This is a genomic window from Alteromonas sp. AO-Serp, assembly GCF_017849675.1.
GTDB classification, from domain to species: domain Bacteria; phylum Pseudomonadota; class Gammaproteobacteria; order Enterobacterales; family Alteromonadaceae; genus Alteromonas; species Alteromonas macleodii.
The window spans coordinates 1-16168 of record NZ_JAFLMX010000020.1 but is presented as its reverse complement, the minus strand read 5'-3'; the positions used below and the strand labels follow the sequence as shown (position 1 = coordinate 16168).

The 16168-nt window shown below is 42.1% G+C and carries 15 protein-coding genes and 1 pseudogene; 11 read left to right on the top strand and 5 right to left on the bottom strand.

Annotated elements, in window-relative coordinates; genetic code table 11:
* From putP to QVA83_RS01810, 4 genes are all read left to right on the top strand, one after another.
* Positions 1–1467, top strand: a 1467-nt coding sequence (putP, locus tag QVA83_RS01825; RefSeq protein WP_287498070.1) for a sodium/proline symporter PutP, incomplete at its 5' end; no start/stop codon positions are given.
* Positions 1468–1483: 16 nt separating this feature from the next.
* Positions 1484–2593: a glutamate 5-kinase gene (gene proB, locus QVA83_RS01820; protein ID WP_014949381.1), complete on the top strand. Its 1110-nt coding sequence runs from the start codon at positions 1484–1486 to the stop codon at positions 2591–2593.
* Positions 2590–3837, top strand: a complete 1248-nt coding sequence (locus tag QVA83_RS01815) for a glutamate-5-semialdehyde dehydrogenase (protein ID WP_156078317.1) — start codon at positions 2590–2592, stop codon at positions 3835–3837. The genes proB and QVA83_RS01815 overlap by 4 nt, the downstream gene beginning before the upstream one ends.
* A gap of 130 nt (positions 3838–3967) precedes the next feature.
* Entirely contained in the window at positions 3968–4918 is a 951-nt protein-coding gene (locus QVA83_RS01810; RefSeq protein ID WP_287498069.1) for a mechanosensitive ion channel family protein, read from the top strand.
* A 3-nt stretch (positions 4919–4921) separates the two neighbouring features.
* Here the strand turns inward: QVA83_RS01810 and QVA83_RS01805 are convergent, their stop codons facing one another.
* Positions 4922–5476: an HNH endonuclease gene (locus QVA83_RS01805; protein WP_014949384.1), complete on the bottom strand. Its 555-nt coding sequence runs from the start codon at positions 5474–5476 to the stop codon at positions 4922–4924.
* A 339-nt stretch (positions 5477–5815) separates the two neighbouring features.
* On the opposite strand from QVA83_RS01805, the gene pnp reads away from it, so the two are divergent.
* The 4 genes from pnp (at position 5816) to QVA83_RS01785 (ending at position 10058) form a co-directional block, all read left to right on the top strand.
* On the top strand, positions 5816–7927 hold the full coding sequence (pnp, locus tag QVA83_RS01800) for a polyribonucleotide nucleotidyltransferase (protein ID WP_039229711.1): 2112 nt from the start codon (positions 5816–5818) through the stop codon (positions 7925–7927).
* Positions 7928–8088: 161 nt separating this feature from the next.
* Entirely contained in the window at positions 8089–8382 is a 294-nt protein-coding gene (locus tag QVA83_RS01795) for a DUF1244 domain-containing protein (protein WP_156078318.1), read from the top strand.
* A gap of 276 nt (positions 8383–8658) precedes the next feature.
* Positions 8659–9408 carry a hypothetical protein gene (locus QVA83_RS01790; RefSeq protein WP_156078319.1) on the top strand — a complete coding sequence of 250 codons (750 nt, stop codon included), beginning with the start codon at positions 8659–8661 and terminating at the stop codon, positions 9406–9408.
* Positions 9409–9470: 62 nt separating this feature from the next.
* Entirely contained in the window at positions 9471–10058 is a 588-nt protein-coding gene (locus tag QVA83_RS01785; protein WP_156078320.1) for a hypothetical protein, read from the top strand.
* Between the two features lie 412 nt (positions 10059–10470).
* Here the strand turns inward: QVA83_RS01785 and QVA83_RS01780 are convergent.
* Positions 10471–11624 (bottom strand): annotated as a pseudogene (locus tag QVA83_RS01780) (IS110 family RNA-guided transposase).
* A 122-nt stretch (positions 11625–11746) separates the two neighbouring features.
* On the opposite strand from QVA83_RS01780, the gene QVA83_RS01775 reads away from it, so the two are divergent.
* The 3 genes from QVA83_RS01775 to QVA83_RS01765 all read left to right on the top strand — a co-directional run bounded on the left by QVA83_RS01775 (position 11747) and on the right by QVA83_RS01765 (position 14476).
* Positions 11747–12274 (top strand): DUF6615 family protein, encoded by a 528-nt coding sequence (locus QVA83_RS01775; RefSeq protein WP_156078324.1) that lies wholly within the window; start codon positions 11747–11749, stop codon positions 12272–12274.
* Between the two features lie 335 nt (positions 12275–12609).
* On the top strand, positions 12610–13932 hold the full coding sequence (locus QVA83_RS01770; protein WP_156078325.1) for a PIN-like domain-containing protein: 1323 nt from the start codon (positions 12610–12612) through the stop codon (positions 13930–13932).
* A gap of 76 nt (positions 13933–14008) precedes the next feature.
* Complete coding sequence (locus QVA83_RS01765) at positions 14009–14476, top strand: hypothetical protein (protein WP_069944281.1); 468 nt, start codon at positions 14009–14011, stop codon at positions 14474–14476.
* 192 nt (positions 14477–14668) lie between these two features.
* Here the strand turns inward: QVA83_RS01765 and QVA83_RS01760 are convergent, their stop codons facing one another.
* The 3 genes from QVA83_RS01760 to QVA83_RS01750 all read right to left on the bottom strand — a co-directional run.
* On the bottom strand, positions 14669–14986 hold the full coding sequence (locus QVA83_RS01760; RefSeq protein ID WP_287498068.1) for a CcdB family protein: 318 nt from the start codon (positions 14984–14986) through the stop codon (positions 14669–14671).
* Positions 14986–15231, bottom strand: a complete 246-nt coding sequence (locus QVA83_RS01755; RefSeq protein WP_039220515.1) for a type II toxin-antitoxin system CcdA family antitoxin — start codon at positions 15229–15231, stop codon at positions 14986–14988. The genes QVA83_RS01760 and QVA83_RS01755 overlap by 1 nt, the downstream gene beginning before the upstream one ends.
* A 142-nt stretch (positions 15232–15373) precedes the next feature.
* On the bottom strand, positions 15374–16168 hold a 795-nt coding region (locus tag QVA83_RS01750), incomplete at its 5' end, for a transposase (RefSeq protein WP_287498067.1).

Genomic DNA, 16168 nt, shown 5'->3' with positions numbered 1-16168 from the left:
TTAGGGATAGGGTTGTTTGCTTACCGACAATCTACCAGTGATATTTCTGGTTATATTTTGGGAGGGCGACAAGTTAGCCCTCAAGTAACCGCACTGTCTGCGGGTGCGTCTGACATGTCTGGCTGGATGCTAATGGGCTTACCAGGTGCAATGTACTTAACTGGTTTCGATGCGGTTTATATTGCAATAGGGTTGGTTGCAGGTGCGTTGGCCAATTATTTACTAGTAGCACCAAAACTTCGCGTTTATACCGAAGTAGCGAACGACTCGCTGACTGTGCCTGAGTTTTTCGCCAAGCGTTTTAATACGCCTAACTCAAGCTTACGCATTGTTTCAGCGGTGATTATCGTACTGTTTTTCACGCTATACACCTCTGCCGGGTTAGTTGCAGGTGGTAAGTTGTTTGAAAGCGCGTTTTCGGTCGATTATCAGTTAGGCCTATTTATTACGCTGGGTGTAGTGGTGTCTTATACACTACTTGGTGGTTTCTTGGCAGTAAGTCTTACGGACTTTGTGCAAGGGTGCATTATGTTCGTGGCGCTTGTACTGGTTCCAATCGTCGCGTTTACCGAGTTCGATAGCGTGTCGCAAATGACAAGCGCCGCTTATCAATCTGTACCCAGTTTTTCTGAATCGTTAGAAACGCTAACGATTGTTGGGTTGTTATCGAGTTTAGGTTGGGGCTTAGGTTACTTTGGACAGCCGCACATTATTGTTCGCTTTATGGCAATTCGTTCTGTTAATGCCATTGGCACAGCGCGAAATATTGGTATGTCGTGGATGTTAGTGACCATCATTGGTGCACTGGCAACAGGATTCGTAGGCATTGCTTATGCCAATCAGTTTGGTCTTGCTGTCGACGACCCTGAGACGATATTTATTATTTTCTCACAATTGCTGTTCCACCCACTTATCAGTGGATTTTTAATGGCCGCTATTTTAGCCGCTATTATGAGTACAATTTCGTCGCAACTGCTGGTTAGCGCAAGTTCGTTAACCGAAGACATTTACCGCGTAATGGTAAATAAAAAGTCTTCAACCAAGGCGCTGACTGAAAAGCAAACGGTAACAATTGGCCGATATGGTGTAGCAGGTGTAGCCGTGGTTGCATTGTTATTAGCCATGGATGCGTCGAACACAATTTTATCTTTAGTAAGTAATGCTTGGGCAGGTTTTGGTGCAGCATTTGGTCCGTTAGTACTGTTTTGTCTGTATAAAAAGGACCTAACAGCGAAAGCGGCAATGGCGGGCATGATTAGCGGTGCGGTAACCGTACTGTTCTGGATTTACGCGCCCGTTTTAGCTGACGGTAAAACGTTAAGCAGCGTTATTTATGAAATTATTCCAGGGTTTGCGGTAAGTACGTTAACGCTTTATGTGGTAAGTCGCTTTAGCGAAAACCCATCGTCAAACGTACAAGCAACATTCGCGCAAGCCAGTGAAGAATTAGCAAATCAACAATCTTAAGGTTAAAAAGTTTATTATGAGTCATCCAAATTGGAAACGCGTAGTCATCAAAGTGGGTAGTGCATTGATATCGCCCAACCAACAAGGTTGTAGCAGTCATTACCTTTTGAGCATTGCGCAATTTATCGTGCGATGCAGAGCCAACGGTACACAAGTTGTACTCGTGTCTTCTGGTTCTGTCGCAGCAGGCGCGCACCTGTTTCCAGAGCAAGAAAAGTCAGATATTGCAGTTAAAAAAGCAATGGCAGCAGCGGGTCAAACCGAAATGATTGCCACGTGGGACAGACTGTTTGATTTTCCGTCTGCTCAGATGCTTTTAACGCATGCTGATTTGCGAGACAGAGAGCGTTACGTAAGTATCCGTGAAACGATATTCAGTTTATTGGATAACAATATCCTGCCTATCGTTAACGAAAACGACACCGTTACCACCGACAAATTGAAAGTGGGTGATAACGATAATTTATCGGCCATGGTGGCGTCGGCAGCTGAAGCAGATGCACTTATCATCTGTTCAGACATTGATGGGTTGTACGATAAAAACCCGCATGAACACGACGACGCACAATTGCTTAAATCAGTTAATACCATTGATCAAAGCATTTATGACATGGCTGGCGGTGCGGTAAAAGGCGGTGTAGGCACCGGTGGTATGCGCACTAAAATTGAAGCGGCCGAAAAAGCCGTTTCGCATGGTATAGATACATATATTATTAACGGCTTTACTGAACTGTCGTTTAATATGCTGCTAGCAGGTGAAAACCCAGGCACGCATTTCAAACCTCACGCCAAGCCAATGCAAGAGAATGTGCATTGGATGCGCCATACGTCAAACGCGCAGGGTGAGGTGATAGTAGAAGGGGACTTTGACGCCTCTTTAGCTGGCGACGCAGAGCAACTGACAAGTAGCGAAATTATTGACGTGAAAGGTGAGTTCTCGGTAGGCGACACCATTCTAGTACGTAAAGAAGACGGTACTAAACTGGTAAAAGCCAAGTCGAATTACAGTAGCTGTTTATTGAATTTCATTGCGAATCAGGAAAACGAAGAATTCGCCCATGAGTTTGAGGAAAAGACTGGGCCAATTATTTCTGATCAGCACATAGCAAATCTGGAGAAAGAATGAGCATTATTACAGAGTTAGCACAACAGGCAAAAAAAGCTGCACGTACACTGGCTATTTTAAGTGAAAGCCAGAAAAACGCGGTGTTAACTGATATGGCCGCGGCAATTCGTGCAAACAAAAGTAAAATTATTGAAGTAAACGAAAAGGAAGTCGCGCGCGCCAAAGAGAATAACTTAGACGCAGCGATGGTTGACCGCTTAATCCTAAACGATGAGCGTATTGAAGCCATGGCTGAAGGCATCGAAGTTATTGTTGAACTTGACGATCCTGTGGGTAAAGAGCGCGTTATCGGTACACGTCCAAACGGTATTGAGATTAAGAAAATGCGTATACCGCTTGGTGTTGTGTGCATGATATATGAAGCACGACCTAATGTTACTGCCGACGCAGGCGCGCTGTGCTTTAAATCGGGTAACGCAGTGATATTACGTGGTGGTAAAGAAGCACTAGATACGAGTTTAGCCATTGCTGAGCTTATGCAAGACGTGCTGGAGAAGCACAATTTACCAAAAGCGCTGGTAACGGTAGTTCCGAACCCAGATCGTGCATTAATGCAAGAGCTAATGGAGCAGCGTGATTACATTGACGTAATTATTCCACGTGGTGGTGAAGGTCTAATCAACTACGTGACTGACAACGCTAAAGTGCCGGTAATTCAGCATTTTAAAGGTGTGTGTCACCTTTACGTAGACAAAGATGCTGATCTAGATAAAGCCATGGCGCTACTTCTAAATGGTAAAACACAGCGTACTGGCGTATGTAATGCCTTAGAAGGCTTAGTTGTACACCAAGCCGTTGCGGGTGATTTTCTGCCTAAAGTGGCCGATGCATTCAAAGAAAAGGGTGTTAAGGTTCACGTAAACGACAAAGGTAGCCAGTACTTTGATGGTGCTGACGTTATTTCTGAAGACGCGTACGGTGAAGAGTATCTTGGCCTTGAAATCGCTATCCGTGTAGTTGACGATTTCGAAGCAGCGGTTGACCACATTGCGCAATTTGGTAGTAACCACACTGAAGTAATTTGCACGGAAGATGCTGAAAAAAGCAAGTTATTCCAACGCGCAGTTGATGCAAGTGTAGTAATGGTTAATGCCTCTTCACGTTTTTCTGATGGTAGCCAGCTTGGCTTAGGTGCAGAAATTGGTATCGCAACCACTAAGCTACATGCTTATGGCCCAATGGGCTTGGAGTCGTTGACTTCAGAGAAATATTTAGTGAATGGCGAAGGCCAAATTCGCGATTAATAGAAAGATGTTTTAACTGGTCGGCATTGTGCCACGAGTTTACATGCTTCATAATTAAAAGCGCTGACATTCGTCGGCGCTTTTTTTCGCCTATTCAAATATTTACCCTCGGAGTACAGACGGAGCTTACATGGAGATTGTGATAGACCCCGCGCAGTTATGGCATCAATTTATAAGTTTTGCCAATGATTATAAACTGCTGACATCTCTAGTACTTTTAATTGTACTGCTCTTTCTTAAAAAGGGTGTGTTGCGCCTTATCAGGCGCATTAGTTCTCATCGTGGCGAAGACCGCCGAAACCAAATCAATATCCTAGAGCAGCTGGGTAATGCCTTTATCATTATTGTGTTAATGATGGTGTGGAGCTCTGAAATCCAAACACTGGCAATCTCCATTGCTGCCTTTATGGTGGCCATTGTGTTGGCAACCCGCGAGTTTATTCAGTGCTTTATGGGGTTCATTTACTACTTGGGCGCTCGGCCATTCAGGGTAGGCGACTGGATCCAAATGAACAACATCATTGGTGAAGTGGTAGAAATGGACTGGGCAAAGACAGCGCTTTTAGAAGTAGACCCTGAAAGCTTTAACTACACGGGTAAACACGTGTACGTGCCTAATAGTCAGCTTGTAACTCAAACTGTGCGTAACCTTAACTTCATGCGTCGCTACCGTTTGCATTCATTTGAAATAGTGAACGAGCCTTCTGTTAACGCCTATAGTTTGCTTCCAGCGTTTCATGCCAGGGCACAGGCACATTGTGAATATTTCCGCGATGTAGCAGAGCGCTACAAAGGCCTAATTGAACGTCATTTAGAGCAAGAATTTATTCGCATCGACCCAGAGGTTGAGATTAAAACCAATGAACTTGCCAAAGTGGTGGTAAAGGTAAGCTTGTTTTGCCCTACAGCCGAAGCTCACGAGTTAGAGCACAAAATGTGCTCAGATTGGTTAAGTCTGTGGTTCAAAGCGCAAAAAGAAGAGCAGCGCCAGCTTCATGCACAGCACAGCGATTCCTCTTCGGTGCAAAACCAAGCTAAAGCAATGCCCGACGCACAGACAACTACTAGCGGTACGCTATAGCGTCTATTCTAAGCACGTCCATTCTCTGTGGCTGGTGAAGTGGCCTTGTAAAAAGGCCATTTGGTCAGCCAAAATCCGCCTGTTCATTAAATAAAAACGCTCGTACACATTTGGCCTAAACGGAACCGCGAGTAGGGGCATGTTGGCTTCTTCTGGTGTTTTAGCACCTTTCGCGTGATTACACCGCTGGCAAGCCGTGGCAACGTTCGTCCAACTGTCTTTTCCGCCGCGAGAGCGGGGGATAATGTGGTCTCGGGTAAGCTGCTTTGGCGTAAACTTATTGCCGCAGTACATACACAGGTAGCTATCGCGCCTAAACAAATAGCGATTAGTAAGGGCAACTTTGCCAGATAAATCTGTTACCTTGCCGTCGCACGCGATAATACTAGACAGGGTAAGCTGACTTTGGAGTCCTTCGTGATTCCAGCCTCCCTTTAACGTAATAGCATCACTACCTAGCTCAAATAGCACCTTATCTTGACTGTAAAGCTTTGCGGCTTGTTCAACATCTATCCACTCTTGTGGCATGCCTGCTTTATTAAGTCGAAGTACCAACATGGTTATCTCCTTTAGCACACTAATATTAGACGTTCTTGTTGTGGTTAATCACTTCTGCGCATTGGTCGCACGTGATGTTTATTTAAGTTCTTACTTTGTTCGCTTTTTGTTCTAGCATACGCTGTTTTGTGTCAGTATGATGAAAATATAGTCAATAATTGAAATTTCACAGATATTTCATATAGTCATGGTGCTATAGGTGGTAGCGGTTAATGACCAAATAACACGACAAATTCCGCGCGGGGCTGCATTTGACCATGGTATTAACGCTACTTCATGGCTATACTATGCGCCGCGTTTAAAAGCGATAAAATAAAGATTGAAATTAAAGGACAAATAGTGACTCCTATTACTAAATCATTTCAGTATGGACAGCATACTGTAACTCTAGAGACGGGTGTAATTGCTCGTCAGGCAACAGCTGCGGTTCTTGCGAGCATGGACGATACGTCTGTACTGGTAACAGTAGTTGGTAAAAAAGAAGCCAAAGCAGATCAAGACTTCTTCCCACTTACTGTTAACTACCAAGAAAAAGCGTACGCTGCGGGTAAAATCCCAGGTGGTTTCTTCAAGCGTGAAGGTCGTCCATCTGAAGGTGAAACACTGATTGCACGTCTTATCGACCGTCCAATCCGCCCATTATTCCCAGAAGGTTTCAAAAACGAAGTACAAGTTGTTGTTACTGTAATGTCTGCTAACCCAGATATCCCTACAGACATCATCTCTATGATTGGTACTTCAGCAGCCCTTGCTATCTCTGGTATTCCTTTCAACGGCCCAATCGGTGCGGCTCGTGTTGGTTTTAGCAACGGTGAATACATTCTAAATACACGCGCAGAAGAGCAAGCTGAAAGCGAGCTTGACCTTGTTGTTGCGGGTACTGAAGGCGCAGTACTTATGGTTGAATCAGAAGCAAGCGTGCTTTCTGAAGACACTATGCTAGGTGCGGTTATGTTCGGTCACGAGCAAATGCAAACTGTAGTTAACGCAGTTAACGAATTTGCTGCTGAAGTTGGCACTGAGAAGTGGGACTGGGCACCAGAAGCAGAAAACACTGCACTTAAAGACAAAGTTAAAGCACTAGCTGAAGCAGAAATGACTGCGGCTTACCAGATTTCTGACAAGTTAGAGCGTAAAGACGCAGTAACTGCAGCAACTGAAAAAGCACTAGAAGCTATCCTTGCTGAAGACGAAGAACAAGACAAGAAAGAAGTACTAGACCTTCTTCACGACCTTGAGTCTGACGTTGTACGTTCACGCATTCTATCTGGCGCGCCACGTATCGATGGTCGTGACCCAGCAATGATCCGTGCACTTGACGTAGCGACAGGTATTCTTCCTCGTACTCACGGTTCTGCACTTTTTACTCGTGGTGAAACGCAGGCACTTGTAGCTGCTACGCTTGGTACAGAGCGTGACGCACAGATGATTGACGAGCTTCAAGGTAAGCGCGACAGCCGTTTCATGCTTCACTACAACTTCCCTCCATACTGTGTTGGTGAAACAGGTATGATTGGTTCGCCTAAGCGTCGTGAAATTGGTCACGGTCGTCTAGCGAAGCGTGGTATTCAAGCAGTAATGCCAAGTGAAGAAGAATTCCCGTACGTAGTACGTGTGGTTTCTGAAATCACAGAATCAAACGGTTCATCATCAATGGCGTCGGTATGTGGTACTTCACTAGCGCTTATGGATGCAGGTGTTCCAATTAAAGCGTCTGTTGCGGGTATCGCAATGGGCCTAGTTAAGAGTGACGACAACTTTGTTGTACTTTCAGACATTCTTGGTGACGAAGATCACCTTGGCGACATGGACTTTAAAGTAGCGGGTACTACCGAAGGTATTACTGCACTTCAAATGGACATTAAGATTGAAGGTATTACTAAAGAAATTATGCAAATCGCGCTTAAACAAGCAAAAGAAGCACGTTTGCACATTCTTAACGTAATGGACGAAGCAATTGGCGGTCACCGTGAAGAGCTAAGTGAATTTGCTCCACGCATTTACACAATGAAGATTGACCAAGACAAGATTCGTGACGTTATCGGTAAAGGCGGCGCAATGATCCGTCAAATTACTGAAGAGTCTGACACTAACATCGAGATTGAAGACGACGGTACTATCAAAATTTTCGCGACAGAGCGTGCGAAAGCAGACATCGCTATTAGCAAGATTGAGCAAGTAACGGCTGAAATTGAAGTTGGTAAGACTTACAACGGTAAGATTACACGTATTGTAGACTTCGGTGCGTTTGTAGAAGTACTTCCTGGTAAAGAAGGTCTTGTTCACATTTCACAAATCGCTCACGAGCGTGTGAACAAAGTAACTGACTACCTAGAAGAAGGCCAAATGGTTGACGTTAAGGTTATGGAAATCGATCGCCAAAACCGTGTACGCCTAAGCATTAAAGAGCTTCTAGAAAAGCCTGCGCCTAAGTCTGACGACGCAGAGTAATGCCGATTAGGTTTTAAACCTAGTTAGCTGTATATAAGTAAAAAGGGAGCTTGGCTCCCTTTTTTCGTTTTAGGTTATAAAAGAGATAGCGGGTTGGGTTTCATCCGTTAACCCACACATTCAAACCATAACGAAAAACGCTTTTTTAGAGGTATTAGATAATGGATAAGCAAACGCAAACCGAAGTAGAAGCAGCAGTATTTCGCCGCTTAGTAGAACACCTAGACGCGAATAAAGACGTTCAGAACATTGACCTGATGATTTTGGCCGATTTCTGCCGTAACTGCTTAGCAAAATGGTATTCGGCCGCTGCAAGCGAGCAGGGCGCTGATATCGGCTACGAAGCCGCACGCGAAGTGGTATACAAAATGCCGTATTCAGAGTGGAAAGAGAAACACCAGCTTCCAGCTACTGACGAGCAGTTGGAGAAGTTGGCTGCTAGGCAGGGGAAGTAGTTTTCAGTTAGGACGAAACTTGTTTTAGTGTATTGAAAGCCAGCTTATGCTGGCTTTTTTTGTTTATTTGGCGGGAATGCAGTATTAGCTTTTGTGTGCTGATTGGTGTATTTGATATGTGGGTAATAAGCGGCAGTGCGGTTTTTCTTTATTTTTCTGTTGGTTATGGTTTAGAGTAGTGAGAAGTAAAAAGGAGAAGTGCCCCTGAGTGGTATGGATTAGCATGACGGTTTGGGGACGAGTAAATTGTTAGGCATCACAAGAGTCTGAGGACATATGCAGGTATCTAGAAGAACTAAGTTTTCATTAAGTCAGCTTTTGGGAGTAATAGAAAAGCCAACGGTCTATGTGATTTTAGATAAGTTTGGTTTGGACCCTCAAATGGCTTCTTCGCCTGCCGGAATTAGCAATGAAGTTACGGTTGCATCAGAAGATACTCTGACCGAGATGCTTATCGAAATTATTCAAACCAATAAAACACTGCGGAACCAAACATCTCCGAAGTACAAATTTGACGATCAGTACTCAATCCTTAAGCAATCTCTATTGCTAGATGGTTACAAGATTGAAAATGATGCCATTGAATCGCTGGACCCAAATTTCAAAGGACACGAGCTGGTAGAGGATGCTCTGCTGAAAGAGCTTGATAACTCTTCTCTACAAAATAGAAATAATGTGAAGCGATCTATCAATGCTTCTGCTGATGACTTTGTAAAAGCCCAGCCTGATTACAACGGAAGCTTAACGAATATTCGTATTGCGCTTGAAACACTGGTTAGGGAAATTGCATGCTCAAAAGGGTTTAGCCCTACAGGCAGTGGAAATACATGGGGCCCGTCACTTGCATATCTAAAATCTGTTAGTTTCATAGATCAAAATGAAGAAAAAGCTCTTGCGGCTGTATTTACCTTTGTTAGCAATGGGGCACATATTCCGCTTGGTTTTAGTCATGAAGAGTTCGTTCGTTTGGGGCGTAATATGTGTTCATCAATGTGTTACTTTGTAGTTAAAAAATACAATGCATAAAAAATGATAAGCGGTTCTTAGGGTCCGCTTAATTTAAATGTTAGGCTTCTTGGAGGTAGCTTTTGAAAGAAGTTGTAGAATCAACATTTTTTAACGATGAGTATTTAGCGAGCATAGCTGTATGTTTGTTGAAAGAGATTAAATCAGCCCGAGAAGGTCAAAGGTTTCAGAAGATCATTCCCTCAATGGCTTTTTCTTGCTTCGCATTAGAATCTAAACTCAATTCTTGTGGAAAAACCATTTTTAAAGGGACCGAATTGAAAAGGTTTATGAATAGCCAGCTACAGGGAAAAACTGATTGGTTATTTTCTCGAATCGAAGCAGATACATCAAATCCAGACGTTGCCAAAAATCGTGAAACGATTACTGAAATGATTTCTTTTCGTAACGCAGTCACGCACTCTAAACCAATAGATTTTAAAGAAGAAAGAGAATTAATAGGTATAGAGAAAATTAACCCTAAATTTTTAATCCCTAAACGTAGTGATACGGATTTCATGGCAACTTATTCCGTAGAAAAAGCTAATGAGTTCTATGATGCGTTAACAAATTTTAAGCTGATATGGCTACACTATTCAGGTATCTACTTCGAGAAAAACGGAATTGAACCAGATTATCATATTCCTCGAGCTAGGATCGTTCCGAAATAAGCATAACAAACCAAGTCAGCGGGACACTAACACGTAGGCTCCCGTCACTTCGTTCCGTATTTTATCCTACGTGTTATTGCCCCTGCTTGGGGCGTTGGTATGACTCCCTTTGTCAACCCTGAACGAATGCTTCCCTGACACTCTTTCAGCCCATAATTAGTATTCTTTATTACTCAAAATAAATGAGCTAACGCACCGGATGAGGCAGTAATGTCGTCGGTTATTATGCTGGTATTCGTAGGTTACTTATTCAATAAATAAGCAGAGCTGACCTTACATGTTCCGCCGTAGCACCTTCTCATCAGTCTAGGCTCGTGGTTCAACAACCGTTAGATTGCTGCCATCATAACGCTCTCGTAGGTTGTGCCACATCCCGCGGCCTGATCCAAATGCGTTAGCTCAAACTCGTTTTTCATGCAGGCACTCGGCTTAGTCTTAATTTTGGGTTTACCGGCGTGAGTACCACTTCCTTTGCAATAGCCCAGATGTATGCCGCCATTTCTCTGGCTATCGCGGTAATGATTAAATTGAGTGTTTACCCTTTTTACTCATGCGCTGGTAGCGTTTGCACAAGCGAAGCTGTGCTTTCCAAGCGATATCGACGATGTCTTTAGGTAAGCCTTCCTGCCTTAACTGTAATTCAGTAGAGATGTTAGCCGGATAACGGTAGCTGTGCGCCCCCTCTATCAGTAAACGCCTTGCTCGGCCATTTCCTGCTTTTGTAATGGCTCCTAAGTGTCGCTTTCCACCTGATGATTGTTCACTGGGAACTAAGCCCAGATAAGCCATGAGCTTTCTTGGATGGTCGAAGCGGTTTAAATCGCCAAGTTCTGCTACCACGCCAACAGCAACGAGCAATCGAACGCCTCGCATCGCCTGAACGGCTTTCACTACCGGATAATAGCGCCATTGGTGCACATGGTGGGTTAACTCATTGTCGAGCCTTTCCAGTCGCCGGATACGCTCTTCTATGGTTTGCAATTGTTCTTGTAAGACAATTTGCTGGGCCGGGTGAGGCAATATCAATTCCGTGAGCCAGCGAAGGTGTTTCTTCGACCAGTTGGCGGTGCCTTCATAGCGTATATTATTTCGCAAGAGTAATGCTTTAAGCTGGTACTTGGCTTCTTTTAAATCCTTCATTGCTGCTTCTCGAGCTCGAGATAAATCCCGCACAGCTTCATCTTCCGGCTCGGGCACGTAGATGGGTGTAAGGTCTTCAGACTTTAGTGACCTAACGAGCTTAAGCGCATCTCGACGGTCGGTTTTAACTCGCTCCCCTGGCTTTCTCGGGATAAGAGACGGTGCCACAACATAGCAACAATGCCCCAAGCTTGTTATCAGACGATAAATCCAATAACCACAAGGGCCAGCCTCATAAACAACGTGAATTGTTGCACCAGGATACTTCGATTCAAATTGACGAATAAGCTTTTTGACACTGACCTTTGACGAGGGAATACGCCCATAATGAACGGGCGTCGCTCCACGTTGCTCTTCACAATAAGCTACTTCGTGAAACTCCTTATGCGTATCCAATCCTATAAAAATCATGCTATGTTTGTTCATGCTAGCCTCCAAATTGATTTAGTATTGAACAAACTAATTATGGCTCTGGCTGAAAAGTTAACCCACGAAAATGCGGGGGCTAGCACTTTTACAGGGAGTCATTGTGTCTAGGTGAAATAAATATGGATCATTGCCAAGCGCATAAGTCAGTTACTCGTGAAGTCAAAGAATTTTTAATGAACGTAGGCGGTGTTGGAGAAGAATCTATAACAGACTTTTTGTTATGGAAGTGGGCTTCAATAAACAAGAAATTTAAATCAATCAATGTTTCATCTTTTACAAAACAGGAAGAAAATAAAGTTACTGGCGCTGACTTTGAAATGGAAATTTGGCTCGTTGGTCGAAATATAAGTTATCCATTGGTTTTTCAAGCGAAAAAGTTCGTCAAACCTTACGATGCCTATGTTAATAAGCTTAACTACCCGCAAAATACAAAGAATCAAATGAACACCTTGCTAACATATGCAAGCTCAAGCTCAAGCTCTAAACTCCCCTTTTACATGTTCTATAGTCTTCCAGACGAAAAAACAAAAGCAATGTGCCTTCATAATGATGTTGAAGATTGCGGCGTATTTATGGCTCATGCAAAAAAGGTCGAAGAGTTTGCCGATGGTAAGCACGGAAAAAAGTTTCTAAGAATGACCTACTGAGTGTAAGTAACCCATTTCACTGTATTTTCTGCTGCCCAATAGCATTCAGAGGTTACTTTGAAGAGTACTTCCCTTCCATAGATAGTGAAGCAAAGGAACAACGTTTACCTGAATATGTTCACTACCTTCTTAATACCCACGAGTTGGAAGTAGATAAAGGACAGCTTGGGGAGTACATTAAAGAATACAACTTGGGTATATTTAGGCATGTAGCAGTTTATGACATGCGAGAATTTGATAAATCACCTAACAAGGCATTGCAGCGGACAGGCCGCTGAACGCGGCGTTAGGCTTTTTTCAGAATGTGGCGTTTCATCAAAATGTAAAGGAACTAGATGAAGAATGTATTTAAAGGTTTTCATAACGTAAACCAAGAAAAATTAGAAGAACTATGGAAAGATGAACAAACTCTTTTCGCTTTTGACGCTAATGTTCTTTTAAACTTATATGGTTATGCGATGCAAACTAGAAACGACTTTTTTAATATTCTTGAGTCGATTAAAGATAATTTATGGATACCATATCATGCAGGATTGGAATATCAGAGGCGCCGGTTAACAGTTATTAAAAATGAAAAAAGCATTTTCAATGATATCGAAAATAACCTAGAAAAAATTCAAAATGTTTTTAAAGGTGATTTTGAACAATTAGCGCTTAAAAGACGTTTTCCAAAGCTTTTTGAGAATACAGAAAAACTTGAAAAAGAGATTAACAAGAGTATTGGGAATTACAAAAAATCAGTCTTGCATTGGAACAGTAATCAACCTTGTGTTCGCTCCCACGATGCAATTCGAGATCAAATAAACGAACTATTTGATGGTAAAGTTGGAAGTAAACCTGAAAACCAGAATTGGCTTGATGACCTTTATAAAGAGGGAGCTGTTCGTTTCAAAAATCAAATTCCTCCAGGCTTTAAGGACTCTGGAAAATCAAAAAAGGAAGAAGATAAGAGCTTTCACTACGATGGTTTAAATTATGAAAGGCAATACGGGGATCTAATTCTTTGGAAGCAATTAATAGCTAAGGCAAATGACGAAAATATAAAAAATGTCGTTTTTGTTACTGACGATGCCAAAGAAGATTGGTGGTATAAAATTAACTCCAATGGAAAAAAAGTTGTCGGGCCTTTAGCTGAGCTTCAAGCTGAAATTTATTCCGAATCAAATATAGATGCCTTCCATATGTACAGTACATCAATGTTTATGGCTGATGGAGAATCTTATAAAGCGGTCAAAGTTGAAGAAAGTTCAATAATTGATGCGCAAACTTCTCACATCTCATCAATACATGAATCTAAAATTAACAACTTGATAAAACTCTCTGAAAAACAAAATAAAAGATACAGAGAGATTATTGATTCAGAAATACTTAACTCAGACAAGTATAGAAACGCATTTGAAAACAGCAAACTAGCGATTGATATAGAGCGGTTCAATGCTCTTAATAAACCAAATGAAGAATTAGCTAAACAGCTAGAAAGATATGAGTTATTAACTAAGCAATCGAATTTAGAAAAGTATAAAGATATCTTTGAAAAATATGACGCTTTAACTAAAAATATTAATCTCGATAGCTATAAAAATACCCTAGAAAGGTATGATCTAATAAACCGTCTAAATAAACCTCAAGATGAAGACGACTCTGGTGATAATGAGTAAGAAAAGCTTAGCACTAAAAACACTACTACTAAAAAAGACAGGCATGTTTATAAACTCTCTAATTAAGGATAATTAAATGAATAAATTACTACCACTAATCTCTTTTATGTTTTTACTTGCACTTCCTTCAACGGCTTATGCTAAGGATGAATTGATAGTTATCCAAAAAGAGAGTAGTGATGGTAAACAAAGAGAGGATTATTTCTACTTGATAGGTACTCAATCAAGAGGAAAGCCCGCCAACTTCACCTTGTGGCGAAATCAGTTTGATTTTGATAAAGCTTGGGATGGTAAAGGTAATCCTAAACTTACAATCGAAAATGCTGTTTTAAAAGCCAAGGAATTTTATAAACCTGAAGGCGCACTTCAATTAATCGGACTTGAATTACGGTTAGGTTATTCATTTGATTCTAATGTTTGGTATTATTTAATTAGCCTTGCAAAGGCTAGCGATATAACAGAACGAGGAGTTGAAAGTGATAAAATTTATAGGGTTGTTGTATTAACAAGTGGAGAAGTTCTTCCACCATACACTCCAAAATAAAATACTAAACGAGACAGGCATGTTTATGTAATGTCGTCAGACCACGGCAATTCCGATGGTGGTGGTACCGGAGATATCGGAAGCGACGAGTACTCGCACTATAAAGCTCTGTAATATGTACTAGCTCATCGCTTTACTTTTCTAGCGACATTACGTCGTTATGCCCACCTGTCAGAATCTCTTATAGAAAGGCTATATTCCAGTAATAGCAAAGTCTATTGCACCTATTAGCAATTCACGGGATTGCGCCAAAGAACCGATGCAGTCCTGTAGCACATCTTCGGGTATGGAACTCAGTTGTTGAGTCAGGAATAGGTGTGTCTCCCCTTCGAATTCTATCTCCGGCGTAAGATTTTTCATATAAAGACTATTTGTAGTCTTATTCTTTGTCAGCGGTACAACTAACCTTGTTGCTAATTGGTCAATTACAGAGTTTTGAACATCTACAAGAAAGGGGTAAGCTCTATTTGTTTTTGAGCTTGGGTTTCTGTAAACATCAAACTGTGCCATTAGAAGTTCCTGTACTCATCACCTATACAGCCGTTCTCAGCAACAAACTCGTTGTAGGCAGCTATGGCAGCTTTGTTTTCTTTTTTCCACCTTTCTTCTTCAACACTTTTCAACTTGTCTTTAAGTGCCTGTTCTAAAGTTGCAGACAGGTTAACTTTTAAGTCTCTAGCTTTTTGTAATAAGTCGCTGTTCAAGCTTAAGTTAGTCGCTTTTTTTGGGGCATGAATGTCATATAAATCTTGCATGCTATCACTCCAAACTGTTCTACATATTAACTATACGCATAGGGATGCGCATTGTAAAAAAATAGATTGTTAACAAGCCCAGAATTGTTATGTAGAGATGTATACATATAGTGCCTGTCTTACTTTCTATTAAACTGCAAAGTTAACCAAGTAATCGCATTGCACTTTGTCGGCCCTGAACCCGTTGCTGATGTTGATTCTGCGCGTATTGCTCTAGGTGAATTACTTTGCCGGCGGCGTGCTTAAAGCAGGTTTCAAATTGCGTGGTTAATGTTATCCAATGTTCGTGTTCAATATTGAGACGCTCTAAAATAGGGGGGAGGTTATGTTGAACCTTGCCGCGCTTGTTTGGATGAAGATATCGGCTGGTTACATCTACAAGCTGTAAATAGTCTGGAAGGGTAAAAGGTAAACTGTGTGGCATCTCTTGTCTTGGGTTGCCTGCAAGAGGCATAAGTCTTTTAGGTGTTTTGCCCAGCCTGGCTGCGTTAATACGGTATTTAATACTGGTATGGTCCGATGCCTCAGGAGTTTTGGCCATCTTTGCTCGTACTGGGTTTAAATCAACATAAGCCATACAGGCGGCAAGGGCTGACTCATCTAATAGCGCTTGTGACTTAAACCGTCCTTCCCAAAAATGACCAGTACAGTAGTCCTCTTTATTTGCGGCCCTGGCAATGTATTCATTCAGTGCACGCATAAACCAACTGATATCAAATAGCCTTTTACGCCATACTTCAGCCGTTAACTCAACCGTTTTAATTTGGGTTTCATGTAATTCTTTACGTAAATCTGGTGATAAGTAGCGCTGTGAGATTAATGTGCCTTTGTAAAGTTTATGCCAACGTTGAATCACGTCTTCTGTACTTAGTGCGTCTGCTTTCTCTTTGTTTACGTGTAATACCAGGTGCGTATGATTACTCATTACCGCATAAGC

Coding starts and splice junctions, on each gene's coding strand:
- QVA83_RS01815 (WP_156078317.1), top strand. CDS start 2,590: ATGAGCATTATTACAGAGTTAGCACAACAGGCAAAAAAAGCTGCACGT.
- QVA83_RS01770 (WP_156078325.1), top strand. CDS start 12,610: ATGAAGAATGTATTTAAAGGTTTTCATAACGTAAACCAAGAAAAATTA.
- QVA83_RS01755 (WP_039220515.1), bottom strand. CDS start 15,231: ATGCAAGATTTATATGACATTCATGCCCCAAAAAAAGCGACTAACTTA.
- QVA83_RS01795 (WP_156078318.1), top strand. CDS start 8,089: ATGGATAAGCAAACGCAAACCGAAGTAGAAGCAGCAGTATTTCGCCGC.
- QVA83_RS01790 (WP_156078319.1), top strand. CDS start 8,659: ATGCAGGTATCTAGAAGAACTAAGTTTTCATTAAGTCAGCTTTTGGGA.
- proB (WP_014949381.1), top strand. CDS start 1,484: ATGAGTCATCCAAATTGGAAACGCGTAGTCATCAAAGTGGGTAGTGCA.
- QVA83_RS01760 (WP_287498068.1), bottom strand. CDS start 14,986: ATGGCACAGTTTGATGTTTACAGAAACCCAAGCTCAAAAACAAATAGA.
- QVA83_RS01765 (WP_069944281.1), top strand. CDS start 14,009: ATGAATAAATTACTACCACTAATCTCTTTTATGTTTTTACTTGCACTT.
- QVA83_RS01810 (WP_287498069.1), top strand. CDS start 3,968: ATGGAGATTGTGATAGACCCCGCGCAGTTATGGCATCAATTTATAAGT.
- QVA83_RS01805 (WP_014949384.1), bottom strand. CDS start 5,476: ATGTTGGTACTTCGACTTAATAAAGCAGGCATGCCACAAGAGTGGATA.
- QVA83_RS01775 (WP_156078324.1), top strand. CDS start 11,747: ATGGATCATTGCCAAGCGCATAAGTCAGTTACTCGTGAAGTCAAAGAA.